Here is a 13,666-nt window from a genome sequence, read left to right on the forward strand (position 1 = left end):
TATTCAGCAATAAATAGTGAATTACCTGTCACGCCCGAGGAATAATTCAATGCCGCCAGCCAACAGACCTGAGTCCGCCAGTAGCCCCGATCAAAGGGCAAACCGCGCAGCGGCTGTACGCCTCTTAAAGGCCATGGCAAACGAACATCGCCTTGGTATTCTGTGTGCTCTGCGAGGCGGTGAGGTATCTGTTTCTGAACTCTGTAATATGCTGCCATTGAGTCAGTCTGCGATGTCACAGCATCTCGCCTGGCTACGGAACGAACAGCTCGTTACCTCTCGCAGAGAAGCCCAGTCCATGTTCTATCGGCTTGGCGATCAGCGTGCAGCCGATGTCATTGCCCTTCTCAACCGCTTATACGGACCCGTCAGCAGTGAAGATCAGTAATACTCTCTACCCGCTGCCCCACCAGGGATTGCTACCGGATTTTATTGCCGGGCTGGTCGTCGCGGTTATGCTGGTTCCGCAAGCGGTGGCTTATGCGTTTCTTGCCGGCCTGCCTCCGGAAGCGGGGCTATTTTCATCCCTGCTACCCTTGCTCGCCTACGCTCTGCTCGGTTCAAGCCCGACTCTGGCCGTCGGGCCTGTGGCCATTATTTCTCTGATGACATTGAGTTCACTTCAGGGCGTCGTCAGCCCCGATGCATCAGATTACCCAGCTTACGCGACTCTGCTAGCCGGCATGACCGGGCTTTGGTTATTTATATTCTTTGCCATTGGGCTGGGTTCCTGGACTTCATTTATCAGCCATTCAGTTATTTCCGGATTCACCAGCGCTGCTGCGATTGTGATCATCCTCAGTCAGCTGAAGTATTTCACAGGGCTTGATATTCCGAGAGGCGGACCTGGCTGGAGCCCAGTTGCGTTTACTGCTGAACATTGGCGGGATATTGCGTTATGGCCTCTTATCACAGCACTGACAGGCGCAGCCCTGCTCATATTCTGGCAAAAAGTCATTCCTGCGGTCACGACACGCTTTGCGTTACCCGATGCCCTGCGCACACTGGCAAACCGAGCCGGGCCACTGGTACTGGTAACCACAGGCATTCTGCTGGTGCTCGTTATCAGCCCACCACTGGCGACCGTAGGCGCCGTTCCCTCGGGTTTCCCAACATTATCCCTGCCCCAGATTTCTGAACTGAACTGGCAGGCGCTACTGCTACCCTCCGGTGTTCTGGCGTTGATTATCTATCTCGAAAGCCTGTCGATTTCGAATACGATGGCTCGGGAGCAAACAAACCGCATCAGGCCCAATCAAGAATTGCTGGCACTGGGAACGGCGAACGTCGCGGCAGCTATCAGTCATGCGATGCCTGTGGCAGGAGGCTTTGGCCGAAGCATGGTGATGCAGTCAGCGGGGGCGCTCAGCCAGTGGGCTGCGGTATTTACCTTTGGTTTTATGGCGCTCGTATGTCTTGTCGCTGGTAGTTGGTTCGAACATCTTCCCCATGCTGCACTGGGCGCATTAATCGTTGTCGCCACCTGGCCTTTGTTCCGCTGGCGCGATGGGCTCAACGCCTGGCATTTTCAACGCAGTGATGGAATCGTCTGGTTGACGACCTTTACTCTCGTCATCGTTATGGACGCTGAATCCGGCATTATTGCGGGCGTGATCGTTTCCCTGGTCATATACCTGCGTCGCACCAGTCAACCTCACATTGCAGAGATTGGCCGTTTGCCGCGTACACAGCAATTCCGTAATGTTTTACGACACGCCGTTGAGACCATCCCCGGCGTCACTTTGATTCGCGTCGACGAAAACCTGTATTTTGCTAATAGCGACTACCTGATCGATTATGTTCTTGAACGCACCGCGCGACGGCCAGACATCAAACACGTTGTCCTCGTCGGTACCGCAATTAATCACATCGATTACTGCGGCCTTGAAGCGCTGGAGTTACTGAATAGCCGCCTTCAGGAACGTTCTGTCCTTCTGCATCTGGCCGAGTTTAAAGGGCCAGTCATGGATCAACTGAACCGAACGCATCTGGCGGAGAAAATCAATCCTGGGCAAGTCTTCTTTACCATCAGTGAGGCTATGACGGCCCTCGGCCACTCAGTAACGGAGGACAGTGATGACAACTACATCATCTGAAAGCAGCCCCTCACCAAACACCCAGTGCCAGCCGGAAACTCAGAATGACGCAGTTGCCGGGAGAACCACCCGGCGCTTCGAAATCAACAGTCACCGCGATGGTGCTGTTTTCAAAGTACGCTATCGCGAGGGCTCTATCGTTAAACGCTGCCTGCTGGATCAGGCATAGGCTGCACGTCTGGAAGCGTAAGGCGGGGTTCAGCCCATCGGTATCAGAGGTTATCATGGCACCACTGACGTATCTGACCTGAGGTGTCCATGTCCCTTTCCATCCTGCTTATCATTCTTGCCGTGCTCGTGATTATTCCGCTCGCCTGGTACGCGTGGAGTCTAACCCGCAAAGTGCAGGCAATGGAGGAAGAACAGGAACGTGAGGAAGCAGAAGCCGCTATGCAGCTTCGCAAGCATCAGGAAGAGCTGATTTCAGACATCCGTTTCGTCAGTCGCTCTGTTCTGCAGCAGCAGTGTGATATCACCGAGGGCGTACTTCGCCTTGAGTATCTGCTGAAGGGCCTCGATCCGGATGTCTGGCACATGGATGAACTGGCAAGTCTCCGCGCCCACCATACTGCTACACGTTCGATGCCGATTCTCGATGAATACAAAGCCCTGACGCCGAAACAACAGTTCAAAATTGATAAAGAGCGCCTGACTCTGGAACACGATAATCGCTTAACCATTGAGCGCGATCTGAAATGGTTGAGCACGTACTCATTTCCTCAGGTTACTCTTATTCAATAATCCGTAGTAAATGATCCTTTTGACTTGCCCTGGGTCACAGGCTACGCCTTGAACCTTCATAAGCTTTCGTGTCAAAGTCCAGACTAAACGTTAACGAGAACCAATTATGAAACTCCTGACTTCTACCCTGCTAATTCTTGCCGCCCCACTAAGTTATGCTGAATGGACACTGAGTCCGGATTCTTCAGTGAAATTTCTGAGTACGAAAAACACCAACATTACCGAAGTTCATGAGTTTACTCAGGTTTCTGGCTCAGTCAGCGATAAGGGTAATGCAGAGATTGCGATTGATCTGACCAGTGTTGAAACCGGCATTGGCATCCGCAACGAACGCATGCAATCCATGCTTTTCAACGTCTCTGACTATGCCACAGCCACAGTTTCTGCCGACCTGCCGGAAACCATGATGCTGGCGCTTAAAAACGGCGAAACCGCAACGTCTTTATTACCGCTGACTCTCGAATTGCACGGCGAGAAGAAAGACATTGAAACGGATGTGCTCGCTACTGCGGCTGCCGACGGTCACGTGATTGTTACCACCCAATCCCCAGTATTAGTGAATGCTGGCGAATTTAAACTGGCAAAAGGTGTCGAAGCGCTGCGCGAAGTCGCAGGTCTGGATCGAATTTCAACGACTGTGCCCGTGACCTTTACTCTACTGTTTACCGAAGCTCCTGAGTAACGCTCAGGCAGATGCCGCCGGCAGGAACCGATCCCGGCCGGCCGCTTTTGCTTTGTACAGATACTTATCCAGATGATCGAGCACCTGCTCGACTGACAGATCCTGATGCGGACGTGGCGTGACTGCAATAAAAGCCCCCGACGCCGTCACGGGCACACGCTTGCCCGAGTCATTCAATACCGACATTTCACGAATCGACTCCTGAACCCGGGAAACCACCGCAATTAATTGATCTGGCTGGCAACCAGGCAGAATCAATGCGAACTCCTCTCCGCCGAGGCGTCCGATGTGATCGGTGGGTCGTATGGTCGATTTCAATGTCCGGCATAACGTCTTCAGTACGCGATCACCTGTGCCGTGGCCGTGAATATCGTTGACCTTTTTGAAGTGATCGATATCCATCAGCACCATCGCAAATACATGATGCTGCCGCTGCCCTCTGGCCCATTCACGCCGATAAACACGATCAAACCCCCGACGATTTTCAGCGCCAGTGAGTGGATCAGTCAGTGCCATCAGCGCCTGTGCCTCAGACTGCCGCACCATCACCAGGCAAGCAGCGATCACTGCCGCCAGATGCTGCATAAAATCGGTCGCCATACCGGCGGTAAAACGATCTTCTCGAGATGAAAACATACATAGCTGGCCAATGTATTCGCCACTGCGCATTAAAGGCAAACGCAGACCCGAACGCCACGGTGGTGGTGTGTCGATAACATCGGCTTTGCTTATGGGTAAGCTGACTTTGAATTCGATCTGATTAAGCAATGCTCCCTGATCGATATCGAGAGACTGAAGCATCGACGCTTTAATTTCTCCATCTGGGTCACAGATGCGCAAACTGACGGCGTCCAGATCAAACTGAGAAGGCAAGGCTTCAAGAAGTAAGGTCAGAAAATCCTGCCAGTTCTGGGCTGACAGCAGTTGCAGTTCAAACGCCTGTAGACGCTGCAGCAGCGCTTCATTGCGGCGGGCGTTTTCGAGTAATTCCGCTAGTTCCAAGGTTTGTCCTCTCCCGTTCCACTCAGTGTAGACGCTGTCCTGATTTTTGCCCGGCATGAGCGAAATTTCTTTGATAGAATGCCGGCAATACTGACTAACCTGCGGACTTCTCTTCAGTGGTTACCTCCACGCCTCATGTTTCCCGAGACAACAGCATCCTGATTTTTGACTCTGGCGCCGGTGGTCTGTCGATACTTCGTGAGGTCCGCAAGAAACTCCCGGTAACGCGCTTTCATTACCTGATGGACACAGCCTGTTTTCCGTACGGTAATCAGAGTGATAGCCTCCTTGAACGCCGAATCCCTGAATTATGCAAGGCAGCAGTCGAGCGCTTCGATCCTGCGGTACTTGTTCTCGCTTGCAACACTGCCAGTACGTTAGCCCTGCCATTACTCCGTGAAGTACTCGACATCCCAGTTGTGGGCGTTGTGCCCGCGGTGAGAGTCGCCGCCGGGCATTGCGCGAGTTCGGCTGATACCTCATTCGGTCTTCTCGCAACTCCCGCGACGGTGAAGCGCCCGTACACCGACAACCTCATATCAGACTTCGCTTATGGCTTCGAAGTTCACCGTTTTGGAAGCCCACTGCTGGTCAGTTACGCGGAGCGTGCGGTCTCCGGTGAGGACGTCAGTTCAGAACTTGAGGCCCACCTTGGCCCCTGGCTGGAGACGTACCCGGACATGAAAGCCATTGTACTTGGCTGTACACACTACCCACTGCTGCGCAACGAGTTAGAACATCTCTGGCCGGATCATCACTGGATTGACTCAGGTGAAGCAATTGCTCGCCAGACCGATAAAATACTCCGTGATGCAGTCTCAACAAGGTCAGTAAATATCTCAGAAACAAGGGTTTCGGCGGAAAGCGGTCTGCCTGGAGAAACCGGGAGCCATACATGTTTGCACTGGACCGGAAGACAGGAGCCTGATGGCGTCGCTGGCTACCTTTCTGAGCTTGGCGAGCGCGTAAAACGAATGCCATTCGACTGGCCGATAACACAATAAAACTTATACAAGCACAAAATCCTGTATAAGTTTCATCGAATTAAGTACTATTACTTCAAATCTGAATAAGCGACGGAACCAAAATGTCGAAACTAGAATCACTTTACAGTGATGTATTAACTGAATTAGGCGAAGACGTCTCACGCGAAGGCCTTCTGGATACACCCAAACGAGCTGCGAAAGCGATGCAGTTCCTGACCAGTGGTTACGAGACCAAAATCGATGAAGTAGTCAACGGTGCCGTATTCAGCAGCGATAACGACGAAATGGTTGTAGTAGAGGGCATCGAGTTTTACTCACTGTGTGAGCACCACATGTTGCCATTTATCGGCCGATGCCATATTGGTTACCTGCCAAACGGTAAAGTACTCGGCCTCTCCAAGTTCGCGCGAATTGTTGACATGTTCGGACGTCGACTTCAGATTCAGGAGAACATGACGAAACAGATCGCGGAAGCCGTAGAAGAAGTCACGGGCTGTCGTGGTGTAGGTGTCATCGTTGAAGCCAAGCACATGTGCATGATGATGCGTGGCGTACAGAAGCAGAACTCAATGATGCGCACCTCGGTGATGAAGGGTGACTTTCGCGCTAATCAGGCGACCCGTGAAGAATTCATGAGACTCGTCGGCCTCTGATTACAAGCCACCTCACCTGCTGACCCGTCTGATATCGAATGGCGCCAGGCGCCTTTTCACATGACTTAAAGTCGTCTCAGGAAGATTATGGAAGCTTTTGCCTGGTGGGTGTGGCCCATCCTCTTATACATCGGCGGCATAGCAGCCGCCGCTGACGCTTTGTGGCAAGGCCGGACCGCGCAGGGAACAGCCGCCTGGGTACTTGCTCTGATATTGATGCCACTGGTAGCCCTTCCCGTTTATCTTCTCTTTGGTAGTCGCCGCTTCAGAGGTTATCGTCGCGCTCGCCGAAAAAAGGACACGCACCTGGCTAAACGTCAGCGACAGATCCGTAAAACTCTGACTGATGCTGTACTGTCGCCTGACACGACCACCCTGCCACTACAGAGACTTTTTCGCGTCCCGATGCTGGATGGCAATGACACTCAGCTACTGATTAACGGACACGACACCTTCAATGCTATCCTCAATACAGCAAGAACAGCGCGACATACCGTCTGCGTGCAGTTTTATACTTTCCGCGACGATGCTCTGGGACAGTGCTTTGCTGATGTACTGTGCCAGAAAGCGGCTGAAGGTGTCAGGGTCTACCTGCTTTATGATGAAATCGGCTCTGGTGGTCTGGATAAGAATTTCATCAGGCAGATGACAGATGCTGGCATAGAAGTATCACGCTTTAACCCACTCAAACTGCGCAACCGCACCAACATCAATTTCCGTAACCACCGTAAGCTGGTGATTATCGATGATCACACAACCTTTGTCGGCGGTCACAATGTGGGTGTTGAATATTTGGGTAAAGATCCGGAAATAGGTCATTGGCGAGATACACACATGCGCGTGTCTGGCCCGGTATCGCTGGCATTTCAGCTATCGTTCAGCGAAGACTGGATGTGGGCTACAGGCGTCACGCCTGAATTGCGCTGGGAGCAGCCGCAAATCATGGGTAAGCGCAAAGTGATGTGCATCAACCCAAGTCCTGCCGATTATTACGACAGCGGCAGCCTCTTTTTTACCCACATGATTAACACCGCCACAGAGCGCTGCTGGATCGTCAGCCCTTATTTCGTTCCGGACCAGAACGTCTATGCTGCGCTTCAACTGGCTGGCCTGCGTGGAGTTGATGTCAGGATTATTCTTCCGGGTATCTCTGATAACTGGATGGTAGCTCAGGCGAACCGCAGCTACGTTGCCTCTCTGCAGAAAGCTCAGGTGCAGTTCTACACCTATACGCCCGGATTCCTGCATCAGAAAGTTCTATTGGTAGACGATGAGTGGTCGTGCGTCAGCAGTGCCAATCTGGATAACCGCTCGCTGCGCATCAACTTCGAAATTGGCGCTCTGATTAAAGACAAAGAGTTCGCTGCTGAAATCGAGGCCATGATGCTTGATGACCTCGACCATTGTCGCCCTACTCACGTCGATCAGCGCTGGTGGAAGCAGCTTCTTGCGCGCCTGCTTCGCCTTATAGCGCCTGTGCTGTAAAACCAATAGCAATAAAAAAAACCGGGCAATCGCCCGGTTTTTTTATTGGTCATGATGGCTGCTCAGAACTTATAGCCGCACGCAACCATAAAGGCGACAGGATCAATCTCGACATCCAGGCCATCCGCAGCGCCACCTTTTACCTCAGTGTCGATATCCACTTTCCAGACAGACGCATTGACCAACCAGTTATCGTTGACCATGTAATCAACACCGGCGCTGTAGGCTAAGCCAAAGCTTGGTTTCAGTCCGTTAGAGCCAAGGCCAGCATCATCCTCTTCGTCAAAGAAGAAGGTGTAGTTTACGCCTAAACCAACATATGGCTGAATTTTCGACGCTGCATCCATTGGATAGAACTGAGCCGACAGTGTTGGTGGGAGATGTTTAGTGGTAATAACATCAACCCCATCAATATCTCCACCATCGCCCTCTGCGGTGTGTGTAAAAGGAGTGGCTGCAAGCAGCTCAATACCGATTTTGTCGCTGACCATGTACACACCGGTCAGGCCGAGTTGGATATCAGAGTCGATGTCCAGCTCAGAGTTACCCACCTCTGCATTGCCATCTTTAGGAATTACGTTGATTACGCCGGCTTTAACGATAATATCTCCGGCCTCGTATGCAAATGCGGGAACGGCAGGAAGGAAAGCCATGGATACAGCACCAGCGATCAGGGTTTTCATCAGTTTCATCGCGCACTCCTTATGTCTGTGCAATAGAAAACACAGCCAGAGTACGTAAATGACATTGACGTCATTTGATACAAATCAAGAACAAAACAACAACGAACGGTTCACAGGCGCGAAGCACGATCTATGTCAATTTTCGGCGAAGAATGTACGAAACAAGCCAGAGAATATGACCCTGTTGATCTCGGGTCGTCAAAATTTGTTTTCTGGCCTATAGTTACAAAACGAGTATAACTTTCATAATTGCAGGACACAGGACTTGAGTAGCCCGCAGAAACAGACTGATCAGGAATTCGTTCAGAAAAGCCACGTTGGCGTGCGTCTGCTGTCATATCTTCTGGCTTTCAGCTTTATCGTCAGTGTCCTGGCCTCGGGCTTTGTACTCTATTCTGATTACCGCCGCGGGGTGAGCCAATACCGCAGCAACCTCGATCAGATCCACGCCAGTTACCAGGAAAGTATCAGCTACAGCCTCTGGAACTTTGACAACCGCCAGATCGAATCTCAGCTCTCCGGTATCCTCAACTTCCCGGGTGTGGTGTACGTCTACATCGAAAGTCGTGAGAAGCTGGTACAGAGCGCGGGAGATATTTATGCCGCCGCGGACCTTCATTATTCGTTTCCGCTGACGCACCAGAGCGCCTCTCAGGAATACGAACTTGGTAACCTTTACCTGAATGTGAACTACACCGGGCTTTACGACGACCTAAAACATAAAGCGGTCACCATCATTGGCACCCAGTTCATCAAGACTTTCTCCGTCTCTATTTTCATTCTTGTGATGGTACGTCTGCTGATCACCCGGCGCCTGGATGTTATGGCCCAGTGGGCACATACCTTCAACCTGAATAATCTTGATGATCCGTTGCAGTTCAGCGATCAACATAAGCGATCAGATGAGCTCGACATGGTCGCCAACGCAATTAACCGCATGCGCGAAACCCTTCGCAGTGACGCCCAGGAACGGGAGCAGGCCCGAGAGCAGCTGGTCGAAACCAAAGAGCAGCTGACAGTCGCAATTGACAACGCCTCTCTGGGCTTTGCGAGATACCTGCCTGAGTCTGACCATCTTCAATGTAATAACCACTTTGCACGGCATCTGGCGACCACGCGCCAAGAGTTGGAGTCCATGCCCAGTGCGATGGAACATATCCGTGACATGGTTCGGGGGCTTAAAGGTCCGGAGCAGCGGGAAAAGATTAACCAGTTATTGCTTGGCCGCATATCGCGACTGCATGGCGAATTTACCATTGCCAACTTCCGCAATGAGAAGTGCTATTTCGATATCACCATGCAAACGCTCCAGTTCAGTGAATCGCGCCCTCGTGAAGTTCTGATCTGCATGCTGGATAAAACCCGCGAACAGTCTGCAACCCGCCGTGCTCATGAGTTAGCAGCGTCACTTGAGAATAAAGTCACCGAGCGCACGGAGCAGCTGTACACAGAGCAACAGAAGGCCCGTGAAACAGTAAGGCGCCTCGAGACCCGTCTGGAGCAGAAAAATGCTCAGGTGAATCAGCAGTCGACGAATGAGTTCAAGAAGTGGCTGCTTGCAGAAATGGAAGAGCACTACCCAGAAGGTGCAGACCTCCCAGGCAGAATGCCGGTCATGCGCGAGTATCTGCGCCATTGCACCAACGAGGGCCAGGGCGCTGTTGATCTGCCGAAGCTCTTCGACGACCTGCTACACGAATCTGAGATTCTTAAGTCTGTCCGAACCGTGACTCAGATGCCATTCTCTTTAGTGATATCAGAACCGGCCGGACTGCTGTCATTCCTGATCAGCCTGATTCTCGAACGAGAGCCAATGCTGGAACGTGCAACGCTTCTCAAATCCAGTGCGGAAGTAAAAGGCGCCACCGCACAGGTTCACTTCTCACTGGTACTACCGGAAGGAACCGACGAAGTAACGCCTCATCCGCACTTTGGTCTGGCTGAATACATCACCACAACCCGCTTCCATGGCGAGCTAAATCGACAGTTAAGCGATGATAATACGCTCGATATTGATCTTTCGATTGCGCTCTATGATCACTCTGACGAGTCAGTGCGTGACGATGATGAAAGCGAAGTCGAAGCCTGATTGATAGATCCCGGATAATAAAACGGCCAGCAATTGCTGGCCGTTTTATTATCGTCAGATCTCACTCACAGAAAAGCAAAGCTCTCCTCATCCATCTGCATCAGAGACTTAGGATCTTTAAGCATCATTTTCCTGTGTGCTTTCGCACGAGGCAGAAGACGATCGTAATAGAATTCCGCGGTCTGAATTTTCGCCTTGTGGAAGTCGACGTCTTTGCCAGCCGCTACGTTAGTGAACGCAGCATCCGCCATCTTAGCCCAGAAGAAGGCCATCACGATGTAGCAGGAGTACATCAGGTAATCGACTGACGCTGCACCTACCATGTCGCGGTCTTTTCGTGCCTTAAACGCAATACGGAAAGTATTGAGACGCCAGGCAATCATCGCCCGCTTCAGCTGCTTGATGAACGGCTTCATTTCTTTGGTGTTCTTGTGGTTCTTGATGAACTCATTCACAACCGCACGGAAGTCGTCGAATGACTTCATACGGCCCAGCAGGATCTTACGACCCAGCAGGTCGAGTGCCTGAACACCCGTCGTGCCTTCGTACAGCTTGGCAATCTGAGTATCACGGATGATCTGCTCCATGCCCCATTCTTTAATAAAGCCGTGACCACCGTATACCTGAACACCGTGGTTCGCCGCTTCGTAACCCAGTTCAGTCAGACCCGCTTTCATGATTGGCGTCAGGAAGCCTAGTTTGTCGTCCCAGTCCTCGTAGCCTTTCATATCGCCTGCGGCATGTGAGGCCATCATTTTGTCTGCCAGCGTCGCTGCATAATACAGCATGGCACGACCGCCTTCCGCGATGGCTTTCTGAGTGAGCAGCATGCGACGTACGTCCGGGTGAACAATCAGTGCATCAGCCACTTTGTCCGGACTCTTCTTACCGCTCAGGGAGCGCATTGAACGACGCTCTTTGGCATATGGCAGTGCGCCCTGGAACGACAGTTCAGCCGCACCGATACCCTGAATAGAAGTACCCAGACGAGCCGTGTTCATGAAGGTGAACATGCAGTGCAGGCCCTTATTCTCAGGGCCGATCAGGAAGCCTTTAGAACCGTCGAAGTTCATGACACAGGTAGACGAACCGTGAATACCCATTTTGTGCTCGATAGAACCGCAGGTCACGTTGTTCGTCTCGCCATCACTACCATCGTCGTTCACATTCAGCTTAGGCACGATAAACAGCGAGATACCTTTTGTGCCTGCAGGCGCATCAGGAAGACGGGCAAGTACGATATGAATAATGTTGTCGGTAAAGTCGTGTTCACCCGAAGAAATAAAAATCTTAGTCCCGGTGATGTTGTAGCTACCATCAGCATTCTTTCAGCGGCAGCCAGAAGCAGCGATTGGCCGCGATGACCAACAGAGGGTGTCACACTGGTAAGTCCGGGGGGTTCTGCGGGTGTTATTGAGATAGGTCAAGAAACAAAACGGCCCCTGCATGAGGGGCCGTTTCTATTTTCAGCAAATTGCAACAAAGTACCGAGCGGAATTAAGCCGGCTCAGCTTCTTTGTTCTTAGCAGCTTCTTCGTCTTTCAGCTCACGACGGAGAATCTTACCAACCGGAGTCATTGGCAGTTCATCGCGGAACTCAATGTACTTAGGCTGTTTGTAACCGGTCAGATTTTCACGGCAGTGAGCTTTGATGTCATCCGCAGTGAGGTTCTTATCGGTAGAGATAATGAACAGTTTCACTGCTTCACCACTCTTCGCATCCGGAATACCGATCGCGGCACAGTTCTCAACAGCAGGATGCGCTGCCACAACTTCTTCAATTTCGTTTGGATAAACATTGAAGCCAGATACCAGGATCATGTCTTTGATACGGTCAACGATCTTCACGAAACCATCGTCATCGATAACAGCAACGTCACCGGTCTTCAGCCATTCGCCGTCTTCAGTGAAAGAGTCAGCGGTCGCTTCAGGACGGTTCCAGTAACCTTTCATTACCTGAGGACCCTTAACGCACAGCTCACCGCGCTCGCCCTGAGGCACTTCGTTACCCTGATCGTCGATACACTTCAGTGACGTGCCCGGAACAGCCTGGCCCACAGTACCAAGACGCTCAAGACCAGCCGCTGGGTTAACCGCAACAATTGGCGAACATTCAGTCAGACCATAACCTTCTGAGATACCGCAACCTGTGGTTTCTTTCCAACGCTTGGCAGTGTCATCCATCAGAGCAGTACCGCCTGACAGAGTCAGGTTCAGGTGCTCGAAGTTACACTCTTTAAATTCAGGGTGGTTCAACAGCCCGACAAACAGTGTGTTCAGACCAACAAAACCGTCCAGACGATGAGGCTTGATCATTTTAATGAACATGCCTGGGTCACGAGGGTTCGCGATCAGGATGCTGTGATCACCAGAATCCAGCATCGCCATCAGGTGAACAGTGAAAGAGTATATGTGGTACAGAGGCAGCGGAGCTACTACGGTAGCGCCGTCGGCTGGTTTCAGTGGCTTACCGTTATCATCAACCTGTGCCATGTTGGCGCGCGCCTGCAGCATGTTCGCAATCAGGTTCAGGTTGGTCAGCTCAGCGCCCTTCGCAACACCTGTAGTACCACCGGTGTACTGCAGAACGATAGTACTGTCGTGACCAGTGATGTGGTTCTTCTTATAGGCACCCGCAGACTTACCCAGGCTCAGCGCTTTACGGAAACGCACAGCGGTTGGCAACGAGTAATCCGGGATCATTTTCTTGATGTATTTAGCAGCAGCATTGATCAGCTGACGCTTAGGGAATGGCAGCATGTCTGCAAGGCTGGTCACAATAACGTGCTTCAGGCCCGTTTCTGGCAGGATGCTCTGAACCGACTTAGCGAACATGTCCATGCACACCAGGGCTTTAGCGCCTGAGTCGTTGAACTGATGAAGCATTTCGCGTTCAGTGTACAGCGGGTTCGTGTTCACAAGAATCATACCGGCACGAAGAACGCCGTATACCGCAATCGGACACTGCATAATGTTCGGCATCTGAACCGCGACACGATCGCCTGGCTGCAGGGTAGTATGGTTCTGTAGATAGGATGCGAATGCAGCACTGTACTCGTCGATTTCACGATAGGTCAGAGTGTAGCCTACGCTGGTGAATGCTTTGCGGTCAGCGTAGCGCTTGAACGCACTGTCAATGCATTCAACAACCGAATCGTATTCATTCACATTGATGGTATCAACGATACCGGGCGCACGTTTGCCGTCCCAGAAAGACGCATCCATAGGTTTTTCCCCTGTTTATTTGAT

At 51.7% G+C, this 13,666-nt stretch carries 12 protein-coding genes and 1 pseudogene; 8 read left to right on the forward strand and 5 right to left on the reverse strand.

Annotated features, from left to right (window positions below):
- The first annotated feature begins 49 nt into the window (after nucleotides 1-49).
- Both AC5E51_RS09630 and AC5E51_RS09635 read left to right on the forward strand, forming a co-directional pair.
- Nucleotides 50-388 (forward strand): ArsR/SmtB family transcription factor, encoded by a 339-nt coding sequence (locus AC5E51_RS09630; RefSeq protein ID WP_068436295.1) that lies wholly within the window; start codon nucleotides 50-52, stop codon nucleotides 386-388.
- Nucleotides 375-2,096, forward strand: a complete 1,722-nt coding sequence (locus AC5E51_RS09635) for a SulP family inorganic anion transporter (protein WP_068439504.1) — start codon at nucleotides 375-377, stop codon at nucleotides 2,094-2,096. Before AC5E51_RS09630 ends, AC5E51_RS09635 begins: the two co-directional genes overlap by 14 nt.
- A gap of 10 nt (nucleotides 2,097-2,106) precedes the next feature.
- Here AC5E51_RS09635 and AC5E51_RS09640 read toward each other — a convergent pair whose 3' ends face one another.
- Nucleotides 2,107-2,322: a hypothetical protein gene (locus tag AC5E51_RS09640; protein ID WP_068439506.1), complete on the reverse strand. Its 216-nt coding sequence runs from the start codon at nucleotides 2,320-2,322 to the stop codon at nucleotides 2,107-2,109.
- A 32-nt stretch (nucleotides 2,323-2,354) separates the two neighbouring features.
- On the opposite strand from AC5E51_RS09640, the gene AC5E51_RS09645 reads away from it, so the two are divergent.
- Nucleotides 2,355-2,837, forward strand: a complete 483-nt coding sequence (locus AC5E51_RS09645) for a DUF2489 domain-containing protein (protein ID WP_068439508.1) — start codon at nucleotides 2,355-2,357, stop codon at nucleotides 2,835-2,837.
- A 106-nt stretch (nucleotides 2,838-2,943) separates the two neighbouring features.
- Entirely contained in the window at nucleotides 2,944-3,519 is a 576-nt protein-coding gene (locus tag AC5E51_RS09650) for a YceI family protein (RefSeq protein WP_491778502.1), read from the forward strand.
- 3 nt (nucleotides 3,520-3,522) lie between these two features.
- On the opposite strand, the gene AC5E51_RS09655 is transcribed toward AC5E51_RS09650, so the two are convergent.
- Nucleotides 3,523-4,521 (reverse strand): DUF484 family protein, encoded by a 999-nt coding sequence (locus tag AC5E51_RS09655; protein WP_297531935.1) that lies wholly within the window; start codon nucleotides 4,519-4,521, stop codon nucleotides 3,523-3,525.
- A 116-nt stretch (nucleotides 4,522-4,637) separates the two neighbouring features.
- Here AC5E51_RS09655 and murI point away from each other — a divergent pair, with 116 nt between their 5' ends.
- The 3 genes from murI to cls all read left to right on the forward strand — a co-directional run bounded on the left by murI (nucleotide 4,638) and on the right by cls (nucleotide 7,645).
- Nucleotides 4,638-5,525, forward strand: a complete 888-nt coding sequence (murI, locus tag AC5E51_RS09660; protein ID WP_491778503.1) for a glutamate racemase — start codon at nucleotides 4,638-4,640, stop codon at nucleotides 5,523-5,525.
- 83 nt (nucleotides 5,526-5,608) lie between these two features.
- Nucleotides 5,609-6,160, forward strand: coding sequence for a GTP cyclohydrolase I FolE (gene folE, locus AC5E51_RS09665; protein WP_068436502.1), 552 nt, complete (start codon nucleotides 5,609-5,611; stop codon nucleotides 6,158-6,160).
- 87 nt (nucleotides 6,161-6,247) lie between these two features.
- Nucleotides 6,248-7,645, forward strand: a complete 1,398-nt coding sequence (cls, locus tag AC5E51_RS09670; protein WP_068439520.1) for a cardiolipin synthase — start codon at nucleotides 6,248-6,250, stop codon at nucleotides 7,643-7,645.
- A 62-nt stretch (nucleotides 7,646-7,707) separates the two neighbouring features.
- On the opposite strand, the gene AC5E51_RS09675 is transcribed toward cls, so the two are convergent.
- Nucleotides 7,708-8,337 carry an OmpW/AlkL family protein gene (locus AC5E51_RS09675; RefSeq protein ID WP_297531942.1) on the reverse strand — a complete coding sequence of 210 codons (630 nt, stop codon included), beginning with the start codon at nucleotides 8,335-8,337 and terminating at the stop codon, nucleotides 7,708-7,710.
- A gap of 256 nt (nucleotides 8,338-8,593) precedes the next feature.
- Between AC5E51_RS09675 and AC5E51_RS09680 the strand changes: the two genes are divergently transcribed.
- Entirely contained in the window at nucleotides 8,594-10,417 is a 1,824-nt protein-coding gene (locus tag AC5E51_RS09680) for a HAMP domain-containing protein (RefSeq protein ID WP_491778504.1), read from the forward strand.
- 65 nt (nucleotides 10,418-10,482) lie between these two features.
- Here AC5E51_RS09680 and AC5E51_RS09685 read toward each other — a convergent pair.
- Together AC5E51_RS09685 and AC5E51_RS09690 are read right to left on the reverse strand one after the other, a co-directional pair.
- A pseudogene (locus tag AC5E51_RS09685) lies at nucleotides 10,483-11,742 on the reverse strand (acyl-CoA dehydrogenase C-terminal domain-containing protein); the annotation flags it as partial.
- Between the two features lie 172 nt (nucleotides 11,743-11,914).
- On the reverse strand, nucleotides 11,915-13,642 hold the full coding sequence (locus AC5E51_RS09690) for an AMP-binding protein (RefSeq protein WP_297531946.1): 1,728 nt from the start codon (nucleotides 13,640-13,642) through the stop codon (nucleotides 11,915-11,917).
- Nucleotides 13,643-13,666: the final 24 nt, after the last annotated feature.

Source organism: Thalassolituus sp., assembly GCF_984348125.1.